20 protein-coding genes and 1 pseudogene are annotated in these 23,207 nt (G+C 64.9%); 9 read left to right on the forward strand and 12 right to left on the reverse strand.

What is annotated here, in order from left to right; genetic code table 11:
• Positions 1–24 precede the first annotated feature (24 nt).
• Together ACK4FK_RS14135 and ACK4FK_RS14140 are read right to left on the reverse strand one after the other, a co-directional pair.
• Positions 25–1,767, reverse strand: coding sequence for a cation:proton antiporter (locus tag ACK4FK_RS14135; protein WP_409745606.1), 1,743 nt, complete (start codon positions 1,765–1,767; stop codon positions 25–27).
• A gap of 182 nt (positions 1,768–1,949) precedes the next feature.
• Positions 1,950–2,240, reverse strand: coding sequence for an SCP2 sterol-binding domain-containing protein (locus ACK4FK_RS14140; protein ID WP_409745607.1), 291 nt, complete (start codon positions 2,238–2,240; stop codon positions 1,950–1,952).
• A 217-nt stretch (positions 2,241–2,457) separates the two neighbouring features.
• Between ACK4FK_RS14140 and ACK4FK_RS14145 the strand changes: the two genes are divergently transcribed.
• From ACK4FK_RS14145 to ACK4FK_RS14170, 6 genes and pseudogenes are all read left to right on the forward strand, one after another.
• Positions 2,458–3,345 carry an SDR family oxidoreductase gene (locus tag ACK4FK_RS14145; protein ID WP_409745608.1) on the forward strand — a complete coding sequence of 296 codons (888 nt, stop codon included), beginning with the start codon at positions 2,458–2,460 and terminating at the stop codon, positions 3,343–3,345.
• A gap of 4 nt (positions 3,346–3,349) precedes the next feature.
• Positions 3,350–4,969, forward strand: a complete 1,620-nt coding sequence (locus ACK4FK_RS14150) for an acyl-CoA carboxylase subunit beta (RefSeq protein ID WP_409745609.1) — start codon at positions 3,350–3,352, stop codon at positions 4,967–4,969.
• Positions 4,970–5,004: 35 nt separating this feature from the next.
• On the forward strand, positions 5,005–6,162 hold the full coding sequence (locus tag ACK4FK_RS14155; protein ID WP_409745610.1) for an acyl-CoA dehydrogenase family protein: 1,158 nt from the start codon (positions 5,005–5,007) through the stop codon (positions 6,160–6,162).
• Between the two features lie 133 nt (positions 6,163–6,295).
• Entirely contained in the window at positions 6,296–8,260 is a 1,965-nt protein-coding gene (locus ACK4FK_RS14160; RefSeq protein WP_409745611.1) for an acetyl/propionyl/methylcrotonyl-CoA carboxylase subunit alpha, read from the forward strand.
• A gap of 2 nt (positions 8,261–8,262) precedes the next feature.
• A complete protein-coding gene (locus tag ACK4FK_RS14165; protein WP_409745612.1) occupies positions 8,263–8,793 on the forward strand; it encodes an N-acetyltransferase family protein in 531 nt (176 codons plus the stop codon).
• A gap of 4 nt (positions 8,794–8,797) precedes the next feature.
• Positions 8,798–9,939 (forward strand): annotated as a pseudogene (locus ACK4FK_RS14170) (acyl-CoA dehydrogenase family protein).
• Positions 9,940–9,945: 6 nt separating this feature from the next.
• On the opposite strand, the gene ACK4FK_RS14175 reads toward ACK4FK_RS14170, so the two are convergent.
• Complete coding sequence (locus ACK4FK_RS14175) at positions 9,946–11,175, reverse strand: tetratricopeptide repeat protein (protein WP_409745613.1); 1,230 nt, start codon at positions 11,173–11,175, stop codon at positions 9,946–9,948.
• Positions 11,176–11,356: 181 nt separating this feature from the next.
• On the opposite strand from ACK4FK_RS14175, the gene ACK4FK_RS14180 reads away from it, so the two are divergent.
• Entirely contained in the window at positions 11,357–11,689 is a 333-nt protein-coding gene (locus ACK4FK_RS14180; protein ID WP_409745614.1) for a DHCW motif cupin fold protein, read from the forward strand.
• Positions 11,690–11,696: 7 nt separating this feature from the next.
• Positions 11,697–12,932 (forward strand): MFS transporter, encoded by a 1,236-nt coding sequence (locus tag ACK4FK_RS14185; RefSeq protein WP_409745615.1) that lies wholly within the window; start codon positions 11,697–11,699, stop codon positions 12,930–12,932.
• Positions 12,933–12,936: 4 nt separating this feature from the next.
• Here the strand turns inward: ACK4FK_RS14185 and ACK4FK_RS14190 are convergent, their stop codons facing one another.
• Positions 12,937–13,503: a PAS domain-containing protein gene (locus ACK4FK_RS14190; protein ID WP_409745616.1), complete on the reverse strand. Its 567-nt coding sequence runs from the start codon at positions 13,501–13,503 to the stop codon at positions 12,937–12,939.
• 303 nt (positions 13,504–13,806) lie between these two features.
• Between ACK4FK_RS14190 and ACK4FK_RS14195 the strand changes: the two genes are divergently transcribed.
• Positions 13,807–14,514 (forward strand): phosphatase PAP2 family protein, encoded by a 708-nt coding sequence (locus ACK4FK_RS14195; RefSeq protein ID WP_409745617.1) that lies wholly within the window; start codon positions 13,807–13,809, stop codon positions 14,512–14,514.
• Between the two features lie 17 nt (positions 14,515–14,531).
• On the opposite strand, the gene ACK4FK_RS14200 is transcribed toward ACK4FK_RS14195, so the two are convergent.
• The 8 genes from ACK4FK_RS14200 to ACK4FK_RS14235 all read right to left on the reverse strand — a co-directional run bounded on the left by ACK4FK_RS14200 (position 14,532) and on the right by ACK4FK_RS14235 (position 23,074).
• Entirely contained in the window at positions 14,532–16,265 is a 1,734-nt protein-coding gene (locus ACK4FK_RS14200; RefSeq protein WP_409745618.1) for a Na/Pi cotransporter family protein, read from the reverse strand.
• Between the two features lie 285 nt (positions 16,266–16,550).
• The gene (locus ACK4FK_RS14205) at positions 16,551–17,225 is read right to left on the reverse strand and encodes an amino acid ABC transporter permease (RefSeq protein WP_409745619.1); all 675 of its coding nucleotides are present in this window, start codon (positions 17,223–17,225) and stop codon (positions 16,551–16,553) included.
• Position 17,226: 1 nt separating this feature from the next.
• Positions 17,227–17,907 (reverse strand): amino acid ABC transporter permease, encoded by a 681-nt coding sequence (locus ACK4FK_RS14210; RefSeq protein WP_409745620.1) that lies wholly within the window; start codon positions 17,905–17,907, stop codon positions 17,227–17,229.
• Positions 17,907–18,641, reverse strand: a complete 735-nt coding sequence (locus ACK4FK_RS14215; RefSeq protein ID WP_409745660.1) for an amino acid ABC transporter ATP-binding protein — start codon at positions 18,639–18,641, stop codon at positions 17,907–17,909. Before ACK4FK_RS14215 ends, ACK4FK_RS14210 begins: the two co-directional genes overlap by 1 nt.
• A 52-nt stretch (positions 18,642–18,693) precedes the next feature.
• Positions 18,694–19,539, reverse strand: coding sequence for a transporter substrate-binding domain-containing protein (locus ACK4FK_RS14220; RefSeq protein WP_409745621.1), 846 nt, complete (start codon positions 19,537–19,539; stop codon positions 18,694–18,696).
• 46 nt (positions 19,540–19,585) lie between these two features.
• Complete coding sequence (locus ACK4FK_RS14225) at positions 19,586–20,536, reverse strand: N-carbamoyl-D-amino-acid hydrolase (RefSeq protein ID WP_409745622.1); 951 nt, start codon at positions 20,534–20,536, stop codon at positions 19,586–19,588.
• A 2-nt stretch (positions 20,537–20,538) separates the two neighbouring features.
• On the reverse strand, positions 20,539–22,008 hold the full coding sequence (hydA, locus tag ACK4FK_RS14230; RefSeq protein ID WP_409745623.1) for a dihydropyrimidinase: 1,470 nt from the start codon (positions 22,006–22,008) through the stop codon (positions 20,539–20,541).
• 130 nt (positions 22,009–22,138) lie between these two features.
• Positions 22,139–23,074, reverse strand: coding sequence for a LysR substrate-binding domain-containing protein (locus ACK4FK_RS14235; RefSeq protein ID WP_409745624.1), 936 nt, complete (start codon positions 23,072–23,074; stop codon positions 22,139–22,141).
• Positions 23,075–23,207 lie beyond the last annotated feature (133 nt).

Genomic DNA, 23,207 nt, shown 5'->3' on the forward strand with positions numbered 1-23,207 from the left:
TTCCTGTATTCAGGCCCAGCCCGCTCATTCCGCCGGTTGCTGTCCGGTGCTGCGGGCCCGCTCCAGCCGTTGGCGTATCGCATCCTCGGGCAATCCAGCCTGCTCAAGCGCCAGGGCGCCGAGCTGCAGCGAGGCTTCGGCGGCCTCGGCGATGACCTGGGCCGCACCCAGCTTGCGCAGATGCTCGGCATGGCCGTGGTCGCGGGCGCGGGCGAAGACCGGCAGATGCGGCCAGGCGCGATGGGCGGTGGCGACCAGATGACCGGCGGCGGCCGGATCGTCCAGCGTCACCACCAGGGCCTGGGCGTGGCCGGCCGACAGCTTCTCCAGCAGTTCGACGCGGCTGGCATCGCCATAATGCACCGGCCGTCCGGCGCGGCGTTCGGCCGCCACGGTTTCGGCCTGGGCATCCAGCGCCACCCAGGGAATCTGTTCGGCATCCAGCAGGCTGGCGATCATGCGGCCGACGCGGCCGTAGCCGCAGATCACCACATGGCCCTCCTGCCGTTCCGCATTCTCGCCGATGCCATGCGTCGCCTGCGCGACGCCATCGGCCAGCGTCTGCGCCATCCGTCGCGCCGCCTGGGCGATGAAGGGCGTGGCCAGCATGGAGAGCGAGACAACCAGCAGCATGAACTGCGCCGTCTCGGTTGGCAGCAGGCGATACCGTTCGCCCAGGCCCACCACGACGAAGGCGAATTCGCCGCCCTGGCCGAGCAGCAAAGCCATTTCCAGCGCGGTGCTGCGGCTCTGGCCGAACAGCAGCGCCAGCGCGGCGATGATGACGCCCTTGACGACGAACAGGCCGGCCACCGACAGCAGGATCCACAGCGCATGATCGGCGGCGACGCGCAGGTCGATGCCCATGCCGACCGACAGGAAGAACAGGCCGAGCAGCAGGCCCTTGAAGGGCTCGATGCTGACCTCGACGGCATGGCGGTATTCGCTCTCCGCCAGCAGCAGGCCGGCCAGGAAGGCGCCCAGCGCCATGGAGAGGCCGGCGATGCCGGTGGCCGCCGCCATGGCGATCACCACCAGCAGGATCAGCGCCATGAACATCTCGGGGCTTTTGGCGCCGCCGGCCAGGCGGAACAGCGGCCCCAGAACGCGCCGACCGATCACGATGATCGCCACGATGGCGGCGATGGCGATCGCCAGCGTCTCGCCCACCTGCAGCATCATGTTTTCGCCGCTGATATTGCCGGCGGTGGCGAGGAAGCCGATCATGAACAGGATCGGCACCACGGCCAGGTCCTGCATCAGCAGGATGGCGAAACTGGCGCGGCCGACCGGCGTTCCGCCGCGTCGGCTTTCGATCAGAAGCTGCATCACGATGGCGGTGGAGCTGAGCGCCAGGCAACTGCCCAGGATGATTGCCGCCGGCGCGCTGTTGCCGAATGCCATGGCGATGCCGCCGATGGCGGCGGCGGCGACCAGCACCTGCGCCAGGCCCAGGCCCAGCACCAGTCGCTTCATCTGCCACAGCCGGTCGAGCGAGAGCTCCAGTCCGATCATGAACAGCAGGAAGATGATGCCGAACTCGGCGATCAGCCGCACGCCGGCGATGTCACCGATGGTGACGTATTGCAGCCAGGGCAGGCTGTCGGCGAACAGCGCCAGGCCATGGGGACCGATCAGCAGGCCGACGGCGAGGAATCCCAGCACCGGGCTGAGCCGCAGGCGGTGGAAGACCGGCACGACGATGCCGGCCGCAGCCAGGAAGACGATCAGCTCGCGGAAATAGGGGATGGTCTCCGAATGCTCCATGCCTGACCTTCGCTTACCCGGGCCGGATCGTCAAACAATGGCTTCGGCGGGATGTCGCCCCGCCAATCCCGTTCGGCGCCGCGGGCTGGCCGCGCGCAAAGGCTGGACATGAAAAAAGCCGGGGAGCGCCGCCGCCCCCCGGCTTTTGACTGCTGCGGCCTTATCGCCGCCTGCCGCTTGGTTCAGCCGAGGATCGACTGCAGTTTCATCGCCACGCCCATGTTGCCCTTCACCTTCAGCTTGCCCATCATGAAGGCGGTGGTGGGATCAAGGTCGCCACTGCTCAGCGCGATGAAATTGTCCATTGAGATAGTGATGGTGCAGTCGGCCTCGTTGTCGTCGTTGCTGACGGTGCCGGCATTGCCGTCGACGAAGATCTGGCCGTCGTCGCCGAAATCGAATTTCACCGTGGCGTCGATCGCGCCCGGCTTCACGCGCTGGCTCATCTGCTGGGTGATCTGGTCGAGCGACATGTGGCCTCCCTGGCTCGTGTGAATCGCTGAGAAATGATGCAGGTTTCCGCTGGGGCATCGACAACGCAAATCGACAACTGCGAATTGACGCAACGTCAACAGCCACGCGGCTTTGGCGGCACCCTATATTGACGTTTACGTAAGCGTCAAGTAGCGTCGCTGCAACGCATAAAAACAGCATGCAGTCTTGTTTGGCTGCTGTCAGGGAGTGAAACGGATGGCGGCGGGTTCGGGTCCGTATCGTTCGGTATTTCGCGATGGCCTGTTCGCCGGTCAGACGGTTGTGGTCACCGGCGGTGGCTCGGGCATCGGCCGCTGCACAGCGCATGAGCTGGCGAAACTGGGGGCGACGCTCGCGCTGATCGGCCGCAAGCTCGACAAGCTGCAAAGCGTGGCCGAGGAACTGCGCGCCGACAATCCCGGCTGCGACGTCGACATCTTTTCCTGCGACATCCGCGAGGAAGACAAGGTGGCCGAGACGGTGAAGGCCATCCTCAAACGCTTCGGCCGCATCGACGGCCTGGTCAACAATGCCGGCGGGCAGTTCCCCGCGCCGCTCAGCCAGATCAGCCAGAAGGGCTGGGATGCCGTGGTGCGCAACAACCTCACCGGCGGGTTCCTGATGGCGCGGGAATGCTACACTCAGTGGATGGCCGATCACGGCGGCGCCATCGTCAACATCGTGGCCGACATGTGGAACGGCATGCCCAATATGGGCCATTCAGGCGCGGCGCGTGCCGGCATGGTGAATTTCACCGAGACGGCGGCTTGCGAATGGGGCGTCTCGGGCGTGCGGGTGAACGCCGTGGCGCCGGGCTGGATCGCGTCCAGCGGCATGGACACCTATCCCGACTGGATGAAGCCGCTGATCCGTGGCATGCGCGACCATGTGCCGCTGCAACGTCTGGGCACCGAGGCGGAGGTCTCGGCCGCCATCGTCTACCTGCTGTCGCCGGCGGCCGGTTTCATCTCGGGCACGACCTTGCGTGTGGATGGCGGCGTGCCCAATGCCCGGCGGCATTACCCGCTGCCCAAACATGACAAATCGCAGGCTTTCGACGGCTTTCACCGTTCGGTGATGCCCAAGGTCCTGCAGGAGAAATAATCCGATGGCGGTGCTGCGCTCGCAGATCGACACAGGCTCGGAAAACTTCCGGCAGAACCGCGCCGACATGCTGAAGCTGATCGAGGGCTTCCGCGCCCTGGAGCAGCGCGTGCGCGATACCTCCGATGCCCGCAAGCCGGTATTTGAGAAACGCGGCCAGCTTACGCCGCGCGATCGCCTGGCCCATGTGCTGGACCGCGGTGCGCCCTTTCTCGAAATCTCCACGCTCGCCGGCTACAGGATGCATGACGACGACGGCGCCGAGAACATCATGGGCGGCGGCTTCATCGCCGGCATCGGCTGCATTGCCGGCATCCGCTGCATGGTCACGGCCTCCGATTCCGGCATCAAGGGCGGCACGATCGCGCCGATGGGCCTGCGCAAGAGCCTGCGCGCCCAGGAGATCGCCTTGCAGAACAAGCTGCCGGTGGTGAATCTGGTGGAATCCGGCGGCGCCAACCTGAATTACCAGGCCGAGATCTTCGTCGATGGCGGTCGTGGCTTCGCCAACCAGGCGCGGCTGTCGGCCGCCGGCATTCCGCAGATCACCGTGGTGCATGGCTCCAGCACCGCCGGCGGCGCCTATGTGCCAGGCATGAGCGATTATGTCGTGGTGGTGAAGGGCCGGGCGAAGATTTTCCTGGCCGGGCCGCCACTCTTGAAATCCGCCACCGGCGAGATCGCCACCGACGAGGAACTGGGCGGCGCCGAGCTGCATGCGCAGGTGTCCGGCGTGGCCGAATTCCTGGCCGAAGACGATGCCGACGGCCTGCGCATCGCGCGCGAGATCATGGCGCGCCTGCCCTGGAACGAGCGCGGCCCGCAGCTTCGGAAAAAGAGCTGGACCGCGCCGCTTTATGATCCCGACGAACTCTGCGGCGTGGTGCCGGTGGATTACCGCAAGCCCTATGACATGCGCGAGGTGGTGGCCCGCCTGGTCGATGGCAGCGAGGCGGTGGATTTCAAGCCGCTGTATGGTTCGCATACCGTCTGCCTGCAGGCCGCCATCGAGGGCGAGGCGGTGGGCATCATCGGCAATAACGGCCCGATCGATACCGAAGGCGCGGTGAAGGCGGCGCAGTTCATCCAGCTTTGCGACCAGGCCGATATGCCCATCGTGTTCCTGCAGAACACCACCGGCTACATGGTGGGCAAGGACGCGGAACGTGGCGGCATCGTCAAGCACGGCTCGAAAATGATCCAGGCCGTGACCAATGCGCGCGTGCCCAAGCTGACGCTGCATATCGGCGCCAGCTTCGGCGCCGGCAATTACGGCATGTGCGGCCGGGCCTACGATCCGCGCTTCATCTTCGCCTGGCCCAACAACCGCATCGCCGTGATGGGCCCCGAGCAGGCCGCCGGCGTGCTGGCCATTGTGGCGGAGGAAAAGTTCCGCCGTGCCGGCGTCGAACCCGATCCGGTGGCGCTGGACGGCATGAAGGCGAAAGTCATCAGCAAGATGGAGGCCGAGAGCACGGCCCTGTTCGCCACCGCGCGGCTGTGGGACGACGGCCTGATCGATCCGCGCGACAGCCGCCGCGTGCTGGGGATGTGCTTAAGCGTCTGCCGCGAAGGCGATGCGCGGGTGGTCAAGCCGAATGCCTTTGGCGTCGCCCGCATGTGACAGAACAAAAAAGAAAGACCCGAGGAGCGCAGAGAATGGACTTCACGCCGGAACACAAGAGCATCCACGACAACATGAAGAAGTTCATCGAGGCGGAGATCAATCCGCATGTCGATGAATGGGAAAAGGCCGGCATCTTCCCCGCCCACGAGCTGTTCAAGAAGATGGGCAACATGGGTTTCCTCGGCATTCACAAACCGGTGGAATATGGCGGCCTCGGCCTCGATTATTCCTACCACATGGTGATGACCGAGGCGCTGGGCTACATCAACTGCGGCGGCGTGCCGATGGCGATTGGCCTGCAGACCGATATGGCGACGCCGGCGCTGGCGCGCTTCGGCTCGGACGAGCTGCGCAAGGAATTCCTCGCTCCCAGCATCAGTGGCGACTACGTCGCTTGCCTGGGCGTTTCCGAGGTCGGCGCGGGTTCCGACGTGGCCGGCATCAAGACCACGGCGAAAAAGGACGGCGACGATTACGTCATCAACGGCGGCAAGATGTGGACCACCAGCGGCACCCAGGCCGACTGGATGTGCCTGCTGGCCAATACCGGTGAAGGCCCGGTGCACCAGAACAAGTCGCTGATCTGCGTGCCGATGAAGACCAAGGGCGTGCAGGTGGCGCGCAAGCTCGACAAGATGGGCATGCATTCCTCGGATACGGCGCAGATCTATCTCGACGACGTGCGCGTGCCGCGGCGCTACCTGATCGGCCAGGAAGGCCACGGCTTCATGTACCAGATGGTGCAATTCCAGGAGGAGCGCCTGTGGGCCGCGGCCTCCAGCCTGATCGGCCTGGAGCGCACCATCGAGCAGACCATCGAATACACCCGCCAACGCAAGACCTTCGGCCAGCCGATCCTGGACAATCAGGTGGTGCATTTCCGCCTGGCCGAGCTGCAGACCGAGATCGAGCTGCTGCGCGCGCTGACCTACCGCGCCGCCGACCTGCTGGTGAAGGGCGAGGATGTGACGCGGCTGGCCTCGATGGCCAAGCTGAAATCCGGCCGTCTGGCCCGCATCGTCACCGATGCCTGCCTGCAATATTACGGCGGCATGGGCTTCATGAACGAAACACCGGTCAGCCGTGCCTATCGCGACACCCGCCTGGGCTCGATCGGTGGCGGCGCCGATGAGATCATGCTGGGCATCATCTGCAAATACATGGGCATCCTGCCGGGCAAGAAGAAGTGAATGTGGCGACCGAATCCAAAAGAGAATCTGTCATGCCCGGGCTTGTCCCGGGCATCCACGATTTCCTGTGGAGCGGGAAGGCAAAGACGTGGATGGCCGGATCAAGTCCGGCCATGACGATGAGGGGTAAAGGATGACAAGGCCCTTCGACACCATCCTGATCGCCAATCGCGGCGAAATCGCCTGCCGGGTGATCCGTTCGGCCCGCGCGCTGGGCTTTTCCACCGTGGCGGTCTATTCCGAGGCCGATGCCGGCGCGCCGCACACATTGCTGGCCGACCGCGCCATCTGCATCGGGCCGGCGGAGGCCAAGCAGAGTTACCTCAGCATCGCGGCGATCATCGATGCGGCGCGGCGGATGGGAGCACAGGCCGTGCATCCGGGTTACGGCTTCCTGTCGGAGAACGAGGCTTTCGCCCAGGCCTGCGCCGATGCCGGGCTTGTCTTCATCGGGCCGCCCGCATCGGCGATTGCCGCCATGGGCAACAAGGCGGCCGCCAAGCGGCGCATGATCGAGGCAAAAGTGCCCTGCGTGCCGGGCTATCAGGGTAGCGATCAGTCTGATTCCGTCCTGCTGCATGAAGCGGAAAAGATCGGCCTGCCGGTGATGGTGAAGGCGGCGGCCGGCGGCGGCGGACGCGGCATGCGGCTGGTGCGCCAGCATGCCGAATTGCTGCCCGCCATCCAGTCGGCCCGCTCGGAAGCCGAAAACGCCTTCGGTTCGCCCGAGTTGATCCTGGAAAAGGCGGTGGTGGATGGCCGCCATGTGGAGATCCAGGTTTTCGCCGATGGCCATGGCAACGTGATCCACTTAAGCGAACGCGACTGTTCCGTGCAGCGCCGGCACCAGAAGGTGATCGAGGAAGCGCCCTCGCCGGCGGTGAATGCCGAGCTGCGCGCGAAGATGGGCGCCGCCGCCGTGGCGGCGGCCAGGGCGATCGGTTATGTCGGCGCCGGCACGGTGGAATTCCTGCTGGATGGCAATGGCCGCGACTTTTATTTCCTGGAGATGAACACCCGCCTGCAGGTGGAGCACCCGGTGACCGAGATGATCACCGGCCTCGATCTGGTGGCCCTGCAGATCCGCGTGGCCGCCGGCGACCGACTGCCGTTGACGCAGGAAGATGTGCAGCTGCATGGCCACGCCATCGAGGTGCGGCTTTATGCCGAGGCGCCGCACAACGGCTTCCTGCCGCAGAGCGGCGAGCTTGTGCTGTGGCGGCCGCCGGTGGGCGAAGGCATTCGCGTGGATCACGGCTTGCATGAATCCGGCCAGATGATCTCGCCCTTCTACGATCCGATGATCGCCAAGGTGATCGCCCATGGCGCCACCCGCGAGGAAGCGCGTCACCGGCTGATCGTTGCGCTGGAGCGCTGCGTGGCACTGGGGATCGAAACCAACCGCGGTTTCTTGGTCGATCTGCTGCGGCATGAGGAGTTTGCCGCTGGCCGCGCCACCACACGCTTCATCCCGCAGTATTTCGAGGCGCCCGCCGCACCGATGGCCGACGATACGCTGCTCAACATCGCCGCCCTGCTGTGGTTCGAGCGCGCGGCTGCCGCCTGCGGCCATGATCCGGCTTGTGCGTGGTCCTCCACCGGGCGGCTCGCCTCGCCAGTGCTGCTGCAATATGGCGAAGCGAAGACGAAGCGGGTCGTCGCCCCGCTGGGCCGCGACCGGTATCGCATCGACGGCCAGGAGATCGCGGTGCTGCGCCGCGACGGCTGCCGGCTGCGCCTGCAGGTGGGCGGGCAGGAATGCGATGCGGCTTTCGCCTTCGCTGGCGATACGCTGAATCTGGCGCTGGGCGTGCAGGACTTTGCCTGTCGCGACATCACCTACCAGCCGCCGGCCGAGGCCGAAGGGGCGGCCGAGCGCGAGTTGCGTGCGCCGATGAACGGCAAGATCGTCGCCGTGCTGGCCGCCGAGGGCGAGGCCGTGAAGAAGGGTCAACGCCTGGTGATCATGGAAGCCATGAAGATGCAGCACGAGATGGTGGCGCGCGTGGATGCCGTGGTCGAGAAACTGCCGGTGAAGGTTGGCGACCAGGTGTCGACGCGGCAGCTTCTCGCCGCGCTGAACCCGGCGGCGGAATAGTCATGTCGGAAACCCTGCCCGCGCTGGTCCGGCCGATCACCCAGGAAGACGCGGATTCCTATCGCGACTGCCTCGACCGCGTGGCGCGCGAGCGGCTGTATATCGCCTTCACCGAGGCGCCTTCGGCAGCCGAGGCGCGCTTTTACGTGAAGGCGATGCTGCAGCGGAACCTGCCCTTCGTCGTCTCGGTGGATGCCGAAAACAGGGTGGTCGGCTGGTGCAACATCCATGTCGCGCCCGACAATCCGCTGCGGCCGGGCTTCCAGCATGTCGGTACGCTGGGCATGGGGCTGGACGAGCCCTATCGCGGCAAGGGCCTGGGCACGCGGATGATGCAGGCCTGTTTCGACTGGGCCGGCCGCATCGGGCTGGAACGCATCGATCTGCAGGTCTATGCCAGCAACACAGGCGCCATCGCGCTCTATCGCAAATTCGGCTTCGTCACCGAGGGGACGCGCATCCGCGCCCGCAAGCTGGACAACCATTACGACGACATCGTGCTGATGGCGCGGCTGCGGCCGCCGCAAGGATGACCCCATGCTGACCAGATCGCCGTACTACACGCCCGACCACGAGGCCTTCCGCGATCAGGTGCGCCGTTTCGTGGCCAACGAGATCGAACCCTTCGCAGATGCCTGGGACGAAGCCGGCGAGTTTCCGCGCGTGCTGTATAAAAAGGCCGCCGAAATCGGCCTGCTCGGGCTGAACTTCCCGGAAGAGTATGGCGGCATCGCGGCCGACCGCTTCTATGCCATCATCGCCGGCCAGGAACTGGCCCGTGCCGGCTCGGGCGGCGTGGCCGCCTCGCTGATGAGCCATACCATCGGTTCGCCGCCGATCGCCAAACTGGGCTCCGATGCGCTGAAGGAGAAGGTGCTGCGCCCCGTTCTGGCCGGCGAAAAGATTTCCGCGCTGGCGATCACCGAGCCGGGCGGCGGCTCGGATGTGGCCAACCTGAAAACCGTGGCCAAGCGGGACGGCGAGCATTACATCGTGCGCGGCGAAAAGACTTTCATCACCTCCGGCATGCGCGCCGATTTCTATACCGTGGCGGTGCGCACCGGCGGGCCGGGCATGGGCGGCATCTCGCTCTTGCTGATCGAGCGTGACACGCCCGGCTTCACCCGCACGCCGCTCAAAAAAATGGGCTGGTGGGCATCCGATACCGCGACGCTGCATTTCGACGACTGCCGCGTGCCGGCCGGCAACCTGATCGGGGCGGAAAACCAGGGCTTCATGGGCATCATGCTCAACTTCAACGACGAGCGGCTGGGCCTGGCGGCGTCTTCCATTGCCTTCGCCCGCACGGCCTATGAGGAGGCGCTGGACTACGCGAAGCTGCGCGAGACTTTCGGCAAGCCGATCATCAAGCACCAGGTCATCCGCCACAAGCTGGTCGACATGGCCCAGCGCATCGAGGCCAGCCAGGCCATGCTGGAGCGCATCGCCTGGGCGCTGGACCAGGGCGAGCATCCGATCCCCGAATTGTGCATGCTGAAGAACCAGGCACCCAAACCATGGCCTTCTGCGCCTCGGAAGCCGTGCAGATCCTGGGCGGCGCCGGCTTCATGCGCGGGGCCAAATCCGAGCGCATCTACCGCGAGGTGAAGGTGAATGCCATCGGTGGCGGCACCGAGGAGATCATGAAGGATCTGGCCAGCCGGCAGATGGGGTGGTGAAAGGCGCTAGCCGGGGCTCTGCTGCTGCCGACCCTTTGCCACGTCAATATGTGCCACCAGAGTATCAACGGTGTCCTGGATTGCGGGTGTCATTGTCGCCTCATAATCCGGTCCAAGTCCGTCCATGATCCGGCGGGCAATTTCAAGACCATCATCCGGATGGCCTTTCACGCACCGCATTATGCCCCGGACCGACAGGACGCTCACGACGAATTCGCGCTGCGCGGCTGAAGCCTGCTGCAGGTCGGCGTAATCGACATCGATACCCGCCAGCGCGTCGTCGGCCTCGTCGTAACGCTTGAGCATGAACAGGCACTGGGCCTTTGTCAGGCGAACGGTGTGGAGGTTGCGGCGGAAATAATCCGCATCGGCGGGACCCGGCGGCGGCGATGCTTCACAAGCAGCCCGATGGCGGGTTTCGTAAACTGAGGCGGTCGCTATGCCTTCATCGTAACGATCCAGATCGAATAAGATCTCGCATTTGCGGGCGAGCGCCGCGCCCTGTATCGAACTGATGAAGCGGCCAAGCTTCAGATCTGCATATTCGATGGCAGAATCGAGCTGACCCAGCGACTCGGGCTTCGTGTCCGGATCGGTCGTCAGCAGATAGGCCTGGAGAAATCTGGTATGGGCGACCAGGCGAAGAACCTCCTCGTTTTTATGGTCGGACCAACGCTGAATGATCTGCTCCTGCATTGCCCTTACAGTGTCAAAGTCTTTCCGGTCGGCGTATATGTTCGCCTGCTCGGACAGGGCGGATGCGACGTGATAGGCAATGACGGGCTCATCGTCATCCAGGAAGCGGCGGACAACCTTTTCGAACCACAGAAGGGCGCCCTGTTCGTCTTCCTGTCGGCAGCAAAGCTTTCCCGCCTCGTAATATGCACCAGCGATAACCTTGCGTAATTCAGGGTCATCGTTGCGGCCATAACGCTTCTCGATCTCTTCGTAATCCCAGACGGCTTCCCGGATGCGTCCGGTATTCGCCAGAATCTGGGCCCGCCGCAGAAGTGCGCCGCCGACATATTGCTGAACCTCGGGCGCCGGGTTATCCCATAGGCGCATCAGCACGGCGCGCAGGCAGTAAAAAGCATGAGCCAGATTCAGCATGGCGTTGCTGTCATCAGACTCCAGGGCCGTGTCGCAGGATTCGATCAGACATCGATCCACATTGGCCGCCTTATCGCAGCCGGTCATCGCGATCATTTCTTCTGGAGTTGGATCTCTTTCGCCCATTGTATCCTCTTGTCGCGACAGACTAGAACATTAGGCAATATTATAAAGAACAAAGATGGCATACACCGGTAATAAACCTGCCTGATGCCTCGCCTGATTTGTCAGGCTGCAATTCTCCGCTGGCTGCTGCGCCGCCTACTGCCTAAAAGCGGAGCACGTATACAGATTGAAAGTCCCGCCCATGCAGATGTCAGACATTCCCTTCGGCACCACCGACTGGTCCTCAGTCGAGCCGACGCAGCATAAGGGCGAGACGGGCAGCGCCACCTGGCGCACCCGCAATTTCGGGCCCATCCGTGTGCGCCGCGTCGACTACACGCCCAACTACCTGGCCGACCACTGGTGCGTGAAGGGGCATATCCTGTTCGTGCTGGAGGGCGAGCTGGTCACCGAGCTGGAAGACGGCCGCGTCTTCACGCTGAAAGCCGGGCAGTCCTACCAGGTGGCCGACAATGCCGAGCCGCACCGCTCGCGCACCGGTGCCGCCGGCGCAAAACTCTTCATCGTCGACTGAGCCGCGGATGACCAAGACCAGCGTGATCGAATCGCCCTATGCCTGGCTGCGGCTGGGCGCGGCCGTGGCTTTGAGCACCATCGGCGGCGTCGGCATGTGGTCCATCGTCGTGGCCCTGCCGGCGGTGCAGGCGGAATTCGGCGTCACGCGCGGCTCGGCGTCACTGCCCTACACGCTGGCCATGGTCGGCTTCATGGCCGGCACGGTGCTGATGGGCCGGCTGGCCGACCGCTTCGGTATCATGGTGCCGATGCTGCTGGGCACCGTGATGCTCAGCATCGGCTATGTCCTCACGTCCTTCGCCGGCGGCATCACCAGCTTCGCCATCCTCTATGGCCTGCTGGTCGGCCTGCTCGGCGGTTCGGCCATGTTCGCGCCTTTGCTGGCCGACACATCGCTGTGGTTCGACCGCCGGCGCGGCCTTGCCATCGGCCTGTGCGCCAGCGGCAATTATTTCGCCGGCACTTTGTGGCCGCCGGTGATCGAGCATTTCATCGCCGAGATCGGCTGGCGCGAAACCCATGTCTGGATCGGCGTCTTCTGCCTGGTCACCATGCTGCCGCTGGCCCTGGTGCTGCGCCGCCGTCCGCCGGCCCAGGCGCCGCCGCCGGCGGCCGTCAACGGCGCGGCGGCCTTCGGCACGCGACCGCTCGGCCTGCCGCCCAATCTGGTGCAGGGCCTGCTGGTGGTGGCGGGCGTGGGCTGCTGCGTCGCCATGTCGATGCCGCAGGTGCATATCGTGGCCTATTGCGTCGACCTGGGCTATGGCCCGGCGCGCGGTGCCGAGATGCTGTCGCTGATGCTGGGTTTCGGCATCGTCAGCCGGCTGGCCTCGGGCTGGATTCTGGATCGCATCGGCGGGCTGGCGACGCTGCTGCTCGGCGCCACGCTGCAGGGGCTGGCGCTGGCCTTCTATCTGCCCTTCGACGGCCTGGCCTCGCTCTACATCATCTCGGCGATGTTCGGCCTGGTGCAGGGCGGCATCGTGCCCAGCTACGCCTTCATCATCCGCGAGCTGTTTCCCGCCAGCCAGGCCGGCTTCCGCGTCAGCCTGGCGATTTCGGCCACCATGGCCGGCATGGCTTTGGGCGGCTGGCTGTCGGGCGCGATCTTCGACCTCACGGGGTCGTACAAGGCCGCGCTGGTGAACGGCATCGCCTGGAACATCGTGAACGTGACGATCACGGCGTTTCTGCTGCGCCGCATGCTGCGGCAGGAGAAGGCCGCGGCCGCCGCGGCCTGACCGCTCAGGCGGCCGCGCTGCGTGGCGCGGCCTCGGGCGGTGGCGGATCGAGCAGCCGCTCGGTGTGGGTGGCGTGTTCGCCGCTGGTGGCCGGCCGGATCATCTGGAAAAATTCCGGCAGGCTGAAGGGATAGCTCGGGAAGGTCTGGCCCGCCAGCGCCATGGTGATCTCGCCATCCTGCGCCAGCGGCAGGTAGAGCCGGCAGGTTTTGGCGATCACCTCGGGCGCGATGCGGAACAGGCTCTCGACATAAACGGGCTTGCCGTGGTCGCGCATACGGCCATAGAGATCCTGCAGCAGGTCGCGGTAATGCGGTCCTGAGACCTCGTCGAGATAACGACCGGTGAAATCCTCGCCGTAGCGCTCGCTGATCGCGGTGCCGATCAGACGATAACGGATGCGCGGGCGGGCGCCGTGCAACTCCACCAGCAGCAGATGCGGCAGCAGGTTGCGCGGCATGTCGAGCGGGTCGATGTCGCGGCGTTCGGGCACGGCACGGCCGTGGCGGCGGCCGAGCCAGTATTCATACAGGCTTTGCAGCAATGGATCAGGCAGGACGGAGGGAGACATCGGGCACATTGGTTCGGACTCAGGGGACACAACTGAACCGATTATGCGTTACGGCCTTGTTATTTTAGAAGTTAAGAACCGATAATCAGGCCAGCACGGTCTGCGGCATCCTGCCGCAGTCAGGAAGCGGCACTGGGCGTGTCCGCAGGGCGTGCGGCCTTCGTGCCGGCCACGGCCTTCTGACATATTCCGCAACACAGCGTCACATCGCCGACATCGGCTGCGCTGGCCGGCCTGCTAAACGGGCGGGCGGCGGGAAAGGATGCGCAGCCCGTGCATCGGCCCGCCGCGAAAGGATGCTGCGTGTCGGGAATACCGGATGCAAAACGTGGCCTGGCGGCGCGACCGTTGCGCCTCTATGCCGTGGAGATCGCGATGATTGGCATGGTGGCCGCCCTGCTGATCCGCTATGTCGATCTGCCGCTGGCTTTGCGGCTGTCCGGCGCCCAGGCAGGCACAGCCGAACTCGGCGCATTGCTGCAGGCGATCCGCCATCTGGGCCGTGCGGAATATTATCTGGCCGTCGCGCTGCCGGCGCTGCTGCTGGGCGGCTGGCTGGTGCGGCAGGGATTGTGGGTCATGCAGGGCCGGACATTGCTGCGGGCCGGTGCGCTGGTTGCGGGCACGCTGGCGCTGGGCCATTTGCTGGTCTTCCTGCTCAAGCAGGGTTTCGCGCGGCTGCGGCCGTCTGAACTGGCGCGGGGCGGCGGATATGGCTTCGCCGATCCGTTCAGCGGCGAGCCTTTCACGTCGCTGCCGTCATCGCATGCCTTCACGGCCTTTGCCATGGCGGCGGCCTTTTCAAGGCTGCAGCCGGAACTGCGCGCGGTATTTTTTGGTGCGGCCATGCTGGTGGCGGTACAGCGCATGCTGACGCAGCACCATTTCCTGTCCGACATCTTCGTCAGCCTGTTCCTGGCGCTGATGGTGAGCGAGGTAATGCATGTCGCCTGGTACCGGATCGAGCCGATCCTCGCCAGGCGACTGCCATGCCGGATTCAGTCAGGTTAGGATCAAGCCAGGCCGCATCAAGCTAAACCGGCCCGCCCGGTCTTGCCGTTGCCCAGCACCTGGCGCGTTGTGGTGTCGGCGCGCTCGTCGGCGCGCAGGCGCGTGGCGGCCAGTTCGCCGGCCTGTTCCAGGATCGGATAGGCCACAGCGGTGAGGTGGCTGTTGATCCGCTTCAGGTCGCGGATGATGTCGAGATGGATCGAGCTGGTCTCGATGCTCTCAGTGCGGCCATCGCGGATGCGCTGGTAATGGCTCTCGGCGGCCTGCTGCTCGGCGGCGCGCAGGTCGGCCTTTTCCTGCAGCAGTTGGCGCGCCAGCTTCACGTCGCCCGACATGAACAGGTTGCAGGCCATCTGCAGGTTGGCGGCCACGCGATGGTGGAAGCCGGTCAGTTCGGCCAGGCCCTCCTTGCTGAAGGCCAGCTTGTTCCTGATCTTCTTCTGCGCCAGCTCCATCAGGTTCTTATCGATGATGTCGCCGATATGCTCCAGATTGGTCGTGAAGGTGAGCACGTCGACATAGCGCCGGCTTTCCGTCTCATCCAGGCCGTGCTTGCTGATCTCGGTGAGATACAGCTTGATCGCCTCGTGCAGGCCGTCCACCGTATCGTCGGCCTGTTCCACGGCCTTGGCCAGCTTGGCATCGTCGCGGCTGAACACCGTCATGGTATCGTCCAGCATGCGCGCCACCGAATCGCTCAGCCGCAATGTCTCGCGGGCGGCGGCGGCCAGCGCCACACTGGGCGTTTCCAGCGCCGACTTATCCAGATAGCGCGGTTTGGCCGCATTCTCGGCGGCCGGCGGATCGGGCAGCAGGCGCCGCGCCAGCTTTTCCAGCGGCGTGACGAGCGGCAGGAAAACCAGCGCCAGCGCCAGGTTGAAAGCGGTGTGGGCATTCACCGTCAGACGCACCGCGTCGCCGCTCAGATAACCCAGCCAGTGCGGCAGCTGCGCCAGGAAGGGCAGTACGGCCAGCGTGGCGATCACGCGGGCGATCAGGTTGGCGAGCTGGGCGCGGCGCGCGGCCGGCGGCTGCCCCGAGCTGGCCACCAGCGGCGAGATCGCGGTGCCCAGGTTGGCGCCCACCACCAGCGCGATGGCCAGCGTGGCATCCACCGTGCCGGCCTTGGCCAGCGAGGCCGCCAGCAGCACGGTGGCGAGGCTGGCATGGGACAGCCAGGTGAGCAGGGCGAAGATCAGCACGCCCAGCAGCGGCTCGCGTTCCAGCGGCTGCAGCACGATTGTGAGCCCCGGCGCATCGCGCATCGGCGTGGAGGCGGCCGTGATCATGTCCAGCGACAGCAGGATGAGGCCAAGGCCGATCAGCAGGCGGCCGACATGGCGCGGCATGCCGCTTTCGGAGGCGAAGAATCCGATCACGCCGAGGATGATGGCGAGCGCGCCGAGCCAGTGCAGGTCGAGCGAGAGATACTGCGCGGTGATCGAGGTGCCGATGCCCGCGCCGAGCAGCACGGCGATCGCCGCGCCGCCGACGATCAGGCCGCGGCCGGCAAAGGACGACACGATCATCGCCGTTGCCGTGCTGGATTGCAGCAGGGCGGTGACGCCGATGCCGGCGAGGAAAGCGGAGACCCGGTTGCGCAGCGCGCCGCTCATGTAGCGCCGCAACTGGGCGCCGAAGGCGCGCGTCATGCCGGTGCGCACCATGCGCACGCCCCAGAGCAGCAGCGCGATGCCGGCGGCCAGGTTGAGCAGAAGTTCGGTCGCGCCGGGATTTGCACTCATCATCATCGCGTTGCCCCCTACCCGCGGCGCGACATCAAAGCGGGGGGCCGGCCCTCGCCGCTGGCGCCGTCAGGGTCAGGATCAGGATCGCGGAAAACAGCCATTTATTCTAAATCCAGTCGGGCAGGGGTGTGATTGTTACAGAATCATTACACCTATATGACAGCGGCTCCAAGCCTTTTTGCCGAGGCGCGGGTGTCTGTGTGAGAGGGCCGTATGCGCGCCGTCGGCGCTTCATTGCCGCCGAGCACCGCGAGCGTCTTTGAGCGCCGACTTCCGGCGCATGCAGCGTCAGCGGGACATCATGCCCTTATGTTCCAGCCGGCTCAGCCAGCGGACCAGCGGCCAAAGCAGGGCCAGGTAGATCAGGGCAGCCAGGACAACCGGCGAAGGATTATACAGCAGCGACTGTGCATCGCGGGCGACGCGCAGCAGTTCGGGCAAGGCGACCACGCTGGCCAGCGTGGTGAGCTTGACCACCTCGATGCTGTTGCCGATCAGATCGGGCAGCACGTTGCGCGTCGCCTGCGGCACGATCACCCAGGTCAGCGCTCCCAGGCGCGTCAGGCCGGTGGAGCGTGCCGCTTCCATCTGGCCTTGCGGCACGGCCATCAGGCCGGCGCGGAAGATCTCGCCGTAATAGCTGGCATTGTTGAGCAGGAAGCCGAGCGCCACCGCCAGCAGCTTGGGCATGTCGATGCCAAGGAACGGAAAACCGAAATAAATGAAGATCAGCAGCACCAGGGGCGGCAGCGCGCGAAAGACATCGACATAGATCGCAACCAGCACCCGCACCAGGCGGCTTTCCGTCTGGGTGGCGGCCAGCGCCACGAAAAGGCCGCCGACCAGGCCAAGTGGTATCACCAGCAGCGACAGGCCGATGGTGGTGAGTAGGCCCTGCAGCAGGAAGGGCAGCACCTGCTGGAAGACGTCGATGTTGAAGAAGTTGCGCAGCAAGGCGTCCATGTCACACCCGCCACTGCCAGCCGCGTTCCAGGCGCCGCGACGCCAGGATCACGGGGATGAAAATCACCAGATAGGCCGCCGCCGCCATGGTCAGGGGCGTCGGGTTGCCGGCGTTGCTGGTGGCGGAATGGGCATTGTTCAGCACTTCGCTCAGCGCCACCACGGAACCAAGCGCGACATTCTTGCTGATGGCGATCACGCGGTTGGTCAGCGGCGGCACGGCGATGCGGAAAGCCTGCGGCAGGATCACCGAGGTCATGGTCTGCCACCAGGTCAGGCCGGTGGAACGCGCGGCTTCCGACTGGCCGCGCGGCAGGCTGATCATGCCGCCCCAGATGCATTCCTCGGCATAGGCCGCCAGCACCAGCGAAAGCGACAGCCAGGTGGCGGTCAGCGCCGACATCGACAGGCCGATCAGCGGAAAGGCGAAGAACAGGATGATGATGACCACCAGCGGCGGCAGGGCGCGCATGATGTCAACGAAGGCTATGATCGGCAGCGAAAGCCACGGCTGCTGCAGGGCGCGCAGGATAGCAAGTGCAAGCCCGAGCGCCAGTCCGGTCAGTGTGACCAGTATGCCGACGCCGGCCGTAACGCCCATGCCGGCAACGATGTCGGGCCAGTAGCGCGCCGCCACCTCGGCATTGAAGAAGGTGTGCAGAAAGCGGTCGAGGCCGTCCATCACTGATGGCCGTTCGTATAGCGTGCCAGGAAGGCCTTGGTCCGCTCGTGTTTCGGCGCGCCGAACACCTCGGCCGGTGTGCCCTGCTCGACGATCACCCCGCCATCCATGAAGATGATGCGGTCGGCGGCGGCGCGGGCGAAGCCCATCTCATGGGTCACCACCAGCATGGTCATGCCGTTCTCGCGCAAGCCGCGCATCACCTTCAGAACCTCACCCACCGTTTCGGGGTCGAGTGCGCTGGTCGGCTCGTCGAACAGGATGATCTTGGGCTGCAGCACGATGGCGCGCGCGATGCCGACGCGCTGCTGCTGGCCGCCGGACAGCTGGCCCGGATGGACCTGCGCCTTGTCGGCCAGGCCGACGCGCTCGAGCGCGGCCATACCGAGCCTGTCGGCCTCGGCCCGCGACTTGCCCTGCACCTTGCGCAGGGCGAGCGTCACGTTGCCCAGCGCGGTGAGGTGCGGGTACAGATTGAACTGCTGGAAAACCATGCCGATATGCTGCCGCACGGCATTGATGTCCACGTCGGGCCGGCTGATATCGGTTTCGCCGACCATGACCTGGCCGGCCTGGAAACTCTCCAGCCGGTTGCAGCAGCGCAGCATGCTGCTCTTGCCCGAACCGGACGGGCCGATGACGCATACCATCTCGCCGGGAAAGACCCGCAGGTCGATCCCGCGCAGGACATCAAGGGAGCCGTAGGCCTTGCGCAGGCCTACGAGCTCCAGGATCGGTGATGTACTCATATTGACAATCGCAGAAACACCTTTTGCTCAGAAACGCTCACGAGCATTTCAGGGTAACCGGCGTCGGATCGTAGCCTTCCATGTTCGGCACGCCATGGCCCGGCGCGATCACCACGGCCGCGGCATCCGGACCAGGCTTGAAGCCGAACCACTTCTCGGCGATCTTGGCCACGAAGCCGTCCTTCTTCATGCATTTCAGGGCCATCGAAGCGGCATCGCGGCCCGCCTTGTCGTCGCCGCGGAAGGCCAGCGCCCAGACCAGCCCGGTCGTGATGGTATAGCTGGTCTTCACTTCCGGGTTCTGCTTTGCCGCCCAGGCCGAGACGGTGTTGCCGCCCAGATTGGCGTCGGCGCGGCCGGCCTGCACTGCCTGAATGGCGTCGGAGTTGCTGCCATAGACATCGTACTTGAAGCCGTACTTCTCGGCATTGTCGCGCGCCCAAGTCTCATAGGCCGAGCCCTTGTTGACGGCGATGGTCTTCCCCTTAAGGTCGCTCAGCGCCTTGATGCCCGGGGCCGACTTCTTTTCCACGAAGGTGAAGTCGGTGTTGAGATAGCCTTCGGTAAACAGCAGCGCCTTGGCGCGTTCCGGTGTCACCGTCACCGGTGCCAGGACGAAATCGTACTTCTTGGCATTCAGGCCGGGAATGAGGCCGGAGAATTCGGTGCCCTCGACCTCCAGCTTCTTGCCCATGCGCTTGGCCAGTTCTTCGCCCAGTTCGATGTTGAAGCCCTGCAGGCCGCCGCCCAGCTTGACCATGGCATGGGGTGCGAAGGTGGCGTCCACGCCGGTCTTCAGCGCCTGGGCCATGGCCGGCATGCCCGTGGTCAGGACCAGTGCGCCGAGCGCTGCGAGCCCGAGTTTCGTTTTGAATGACGTCATGATTACCCCCTCTGTTGGATCGATGGTTGCAAAGCGGAAAGATGGGTCAGTCCGGCGGCATGCCAAGCGGCGCGCCGGCGCCGGTGCGTTCGACGATGAGTCGGTAATGCTCCGGCCGGCGATGCTTGGCGAAGTTGAAGACATGCTCGCGGAAGGTCTCGCCCAGGGCCAGATCGGCATTGGTGAAGATCAGTTCGTCTTCCTCGCTCTGCGCCTGGGCGGTGATCTCGCCGGTCGGCGCCACGATGGCCGAGCCGCCGATCATGTGAAACCCGTCCTCCTTGCCGCATTTCGCCGCCGCCGCCACCCAGATACCGTTCTGGTAGGCATTGCCCTGCAGGGACAGCAGGTGGTGGAACATGCGCAAATGCGTCGGTTCGTTCCAGTGGATGTTCAGGCTTGGCGTGTTGTAGCCCAGCGCCACGATCTCGGCGCTCTGCAGGCCCATCACGCGATAGGTCTCGGCCCAGCGGCGGTCGTTGCAGATACACATGCCGATGCGGGCGCCAAGCGCTTCCCAGACCCTGAAGCCCTCATTGCCGACCTCGAAGAATTTCTTTTCCAGGTGCTGGAACGGCGCGGTTTCAATGTGATGCGAATGGCCGGGCAGGTGAATCTTGCGATAGCGGCCGACGATCTTCGCCTTCTCATCGGTCAGGATCGCGGTGTTGAAGCGGCGTCCGTCCGGCGTCAGCTCGGCATAGCCAAGATAGAAGCCGATCCCGTATTCGGCGGCGAGATCGAACAGCGGCCGCGTCTCCGGCCCCGGCATGCTGCGCTCAAAGAAGCGCTCGATGGCTTCCTCCTCGCTCATCCAGTAGCGCGGAAAGAAGGTGGTCAGCGCGAGCTCGGGGAAGACGACGAATTTCGCGCCGCGGCCCTTGGCCTCGCGCAGCAGTTCGATCAGTCGTTTGACGACGGCGGCACGGGTGTCGGCCAGGTGGATTGGGCCAAGCTGGGCAACGGCAATGCCATAGGGGCGTTTCAGCGTGCTCATCTTCAGCCCCCCATGCCGACCAGGCCACGCAGCATCTGGCGGGCCACGGCGGCCGAGATGCCGGTGGGATTGGCCAGCATGTCGGAGGCCTTGCGCTTGAGGAATTGTCCCGAGCCGCGCGCCACCTTCAATTCGTTGTTCTCGACCACGATGCGGCCGCGGTTGATCACGACCTCCGGCCAGCCTTTCAGCTTGCGGCCCTCATAGGGGGTATAGCCGACATTGTCGTGCAGCATGGAGGCCGTGATGGTGACCTCGCGTTCGGCATTCCAGATGCCCAGATCGGCATCGGCGCCAACGGCGATCGTGCCCTTGCGGCCGGACAGGCCATACATCTCGGCATGGTTGGTGGCGGTCAGCGCCACGAATTCCCGGATGCTGATGCGGCCGGCCATCACGCCCTCGGAAAACAGCAGCGGCAGGCGCAGTTCCAGGCCCGGCACGCCGTTGGCCATTTCCTTGAAGGTCGTGGCATCGCCCTTGGGCAGCTTGCCGCTCTTGTCGAAGCGGTAGGGCGCGTGGTCGGAGGAATAGGTATAAAGCGTGCCGTCCTTCATGCCGGCCCAGACCGCTTCCTGCGATTCCTTGTCGCGCGGCGGCGGCGAGCAGCAGAACATCGCGCCCTGCAGGCCGTCGCGATCCAGGTCTTCCTGGGTGAGGAACAGGTATTGCGGGCAGGTTTCGGCATAGACGGCGGCGCCGCGCTGCTTGGCGCGACGGATGGTGTGGATCGCCTCCTGTCCCGACACGTGCACGATCAGCAGCGGCACGCCCAGCAGGCGCGACAGCGCGATGGCACGGTTGGTTGCCTCGCTCTCGGCAATCGGATCGTGCGCCACGGCGTGGTATTTCGGCGCGGTATGGCCCTGTTCCAGCAGGCGGTGAGCCAGCCAGCGGATCATGTCGTGGTTTTCCGCATGCACCATCACCAGCGCTTGTTCGCGCGCCGCCACGCTCAGCACGTCGAGCAGCTGGTGATCGTCCAGCTTCAGCTTGTCGTAGGTCATGTAGACCTTGAGCGAGGTGATGCCGTCGCGGATCGCCTTGGGCAGATCGGTCTGCAGCGCGGTATCGTCCGGGTTGGCGAGGATCAGGTGAAAGCCGTAATCGATTACCGCCTTCTCGGCGGCACGTTTGCTGTAATCCGCCACCACGGCCGGAATCTGCATGTCGCGATGCTGGGCCGCGAAGGGAATGATCGTGGTGGTGCCGCCGAAGGCGGCCGAAACCGTGGCGGAATAGAAGTCGTCGGCGCACATCACGCCCATGCCCGATAGCTGCTCGACATGGCAGTGGCTGTCGATGCCGCCTGGCAGCACCCAGCGGCCGGCCGCGTCGATCTCGCGCTTTGCCGGCCCGCAACCCCGGCCGATGGCGGCAATCACGCCGTCGCGGACGGCAATATCGGCTTCGAACACGTCGCTTGCGGTGGCGATGCGGCCGTTGCGCACCACCAGGTCAAAATCGCTCATTGCGCCCCACTCGGATGCTGGTCAGACACAGCGCTTCGGAAAAAATTCTCGCAATGCAGCACCAGAATGTCGCATGCCGGTTTGTCATCCGCCCTTAACACGATGTTAAGGGCGGGAACGGCCGGGCCGATCAGTGCCGCAGAGAGCCCTCGCGCATGTCTTCCTGCAGGGAAAAGCCGTTGGCAGCCATCAGCTTGCGAAGAATCTTCACGAAGGACTGGGCAAGCTGCGACATCGGCTCAAAGCGCAGGAAAGCCAGATTGGCCATCATCACCGGCGCATCCATGACGGGACGCGCCACCAGATGGCCGTTCGGCCAGTTATGCAGGGAAAATTCGTCGATCAGCGCCACGCCGGCACCGGCCTGCACCAGGGCGCAGGCGCTCTGCGGGGAACCGACCTCGATGGTGGTCCTCAGCGGCAGGCCGGCACGCTCGTACATCTGCGTCACCATGCGGCCATAAGGCGTGTCGCGGTCATAGGCGACCAGCGGGTAATCGGCCAGGTCGGCCAGGGTCAGCATGGCCTTCTGCGTCAGCGGATGATCCTCCGGGCAGACGCAGCAGACCGGGCTCTGGCCCAGCGGCTTGGTCTCCAGATTCGGATGGTCGATCGGCGTGCTGATCACGCCGATATCGGCCTGGTGGTTGAGCAGCCGATCCTGCAGCGGCGCATAATTGAGGAAATTGAAGGTCACCTTGGCATCGGTGTACTGGCTGCAGAGTCGGGCAATTGCCTGTGGAATCAGCACATGGCCGATACTTGGGCTGGATACCACATGCAGCACGCCCTGGCGCCGTTCGGCCAGCGAATGTGCCACCTCATTCACGCGCTGCACGCCGAGGTAGACATGATCCACTTCGCGGAACAGGCGTTTCGCCTCGGGGGTTGCATAAAGCCGGCCCTTGATGCGCTCGAACAGCGGAAAGCCGACCCGCGTCTCGGTATAGGACAGCAGCCGGCTGACGGCGGGCTGCGAAACATGCAGCACCTTCGATGCGCCGCTGATCGAGCCGGTGCTCATGACGGCGCGGAAAACTTCGATTTGTCTGAGATTCAAGGACATGCGGGCCTCCCATGTGCCGTTTCTTATGGTCATCGCATGATGCACCGAAAAGCGGCCATCCCATAACATCGCGTTAAGGGCGCAAGACAAATAAGCAAGGAGCATGCCACTCACAGCAAGCGCGGACTCGCAT

The sequence above is a fragment of the Ferrovibrio sp. genome, from assembly GCF_046297895.1.
Classification (GTDB): domain Bacteria; phylum Pseudomonadota; class Alphaproteobacteria; order Ferrovibrionales; family Ferrovibrionaceae; genus Ferrovibrio.

What these genes read in the sequence shown, in the direction of transcription:
- ACK4FK_RS14135 (WP_409745606.1), bottom strand. Translation starts at nt 1,767, where the DNA reads ATGGAGCATTCGGAGACCATCCCCTATTTCCGCGAGCTGATCGTCTTC.
- ACK4FK_RS14190 (WP_409745616.1), bottom strand. Translation starts at nt 13,503, where the DNA reads ATGTCTCCCTCCGTCCTGCCTGATCCATTGCTGCAAAGCCTGTATGAA.
- ACK4FK_RS14205 (WP_409745619.1), bottom strand. Translation starts at nt 17,225, where the DNA reads ATGGACGCCTTGCTGCGCAACTTCTTCAACATCGACGTCTTCCAGCAG.
- ACK4FK_RS14145 (WP_409745608.1), top strand. Translation starts at nt 2,458, where the DNA reads ATGGCGGCGGGTTCGGGTCCGTATCGTTCGGTATTTCGCGATGGCCTG.
- ACK4FK_RS14160 (WP_409745611.1), top strand. Translation starts at nt 6,296, where the DNA reads ATGACAAGGCCCTTCGACACCATCCTGATCGCCAATCGCGGCGAAATC.
- ACK4FK_RS14235 (WP_409745624.1), bottom strand. Translation starts at nt 23,074, where the DNA reads ATGTCCTTGAATCTCAGACAAATCGAAGTTTTCCGCGCCGTCATGAGC.
- ACK4FK_RS14155 (WP_409745610.1), top strand. Translation starts at nt 5,005, where the DNA reads ATGGACTTCACGCCGGAACACAAGAGCATCCACGACAACATGAAGAAG.
- ACK4FK_RS14180 (WP_409745614.1), top strand. Translation starts at nt 11,357, where the DNA reads ATGCAGATGTCAGACATTCCCTTCGGCACCACCGACTGGTCCTCAGTC.
- ACK4FK_RS14140 (WP_409745607.1), bottom strand. Translation starts at nt 2,240, where the DNA reads ATGTCGCTCGACCAGATCACCCAGCAGATGAGCCAGCGCGTGAAGCCG.
- ACK4FK_RS14220 (WP_409745621.1), bottom strand. Translation starts at nt 19,539, where the DNA reads ATGACGTCATTCAAAACGAAACTCGGGCTCGCAGCGCTCGGCGCACTG.
- ACK4FK_RS14185 (WP_409745615.1), top strand. Translation starts at nt 11,697, where the DNA reads ATGACCAAGACCAGCGTGATCGAATCGCCCTATGCCTGGCTGCGGCTG.
- ACK4FK_RS14175 (WP_409745613.1), bottom strand. Translation starts at nt 11,175, where the DNA reads ATGGGCGAAAGAGATCCAACTCCAGAAGAAATGATCGCGATGACCGGC.
- ACK4FK_RS14225 (WP_409745622.1), bottom strand. Translation starts at nt 20,536, where the DNA reads ATGAGCACGCTGAAACGCCCCTATGGCATTGCCGTTGCCCAGCTTGGC.
- ACK4FK_RS14165 (WP_409745612.1), top strand. Translation starts at nt 8,263, where the DNA reads ATGTCGGAAACCCTGCCCGCGCTGGTCCGGCCGATCACCCAGGAAGAC.
- ACK4FK_RS14200 (WP_409745618.1), bottom strand. Translation starts at nt 16,265, where the DNA reads ATGATGATGAGTGCAAATCCCGGCGCGACCGAACTTCTGCTCAACCTG.
- ACK4FK_RS14210 (WP_409745620.1), bottom strand. Translation starts at nt 17,907, where the DNA reads ATGGACGGCCTCGACCGCTTTCTGCACACCTTCTTCAATGCCGAGGTG.
- hydA (WP_409745623.1), bottom strand. Translation starts at nt 22,008, where the DNA reads ATGAGCGATTTTGACCTGGTGGTGCGCAACGGCCGCATCGCCACCGCA.
- ACK4FK_RS14150 (WP_409745609.1), top strand. Translation starts at nt 3,350, where the DNA reads ATGGCGGTGCTGCGCTCGCAGATCGACACAGGCTCGGAAAACTTCCGG.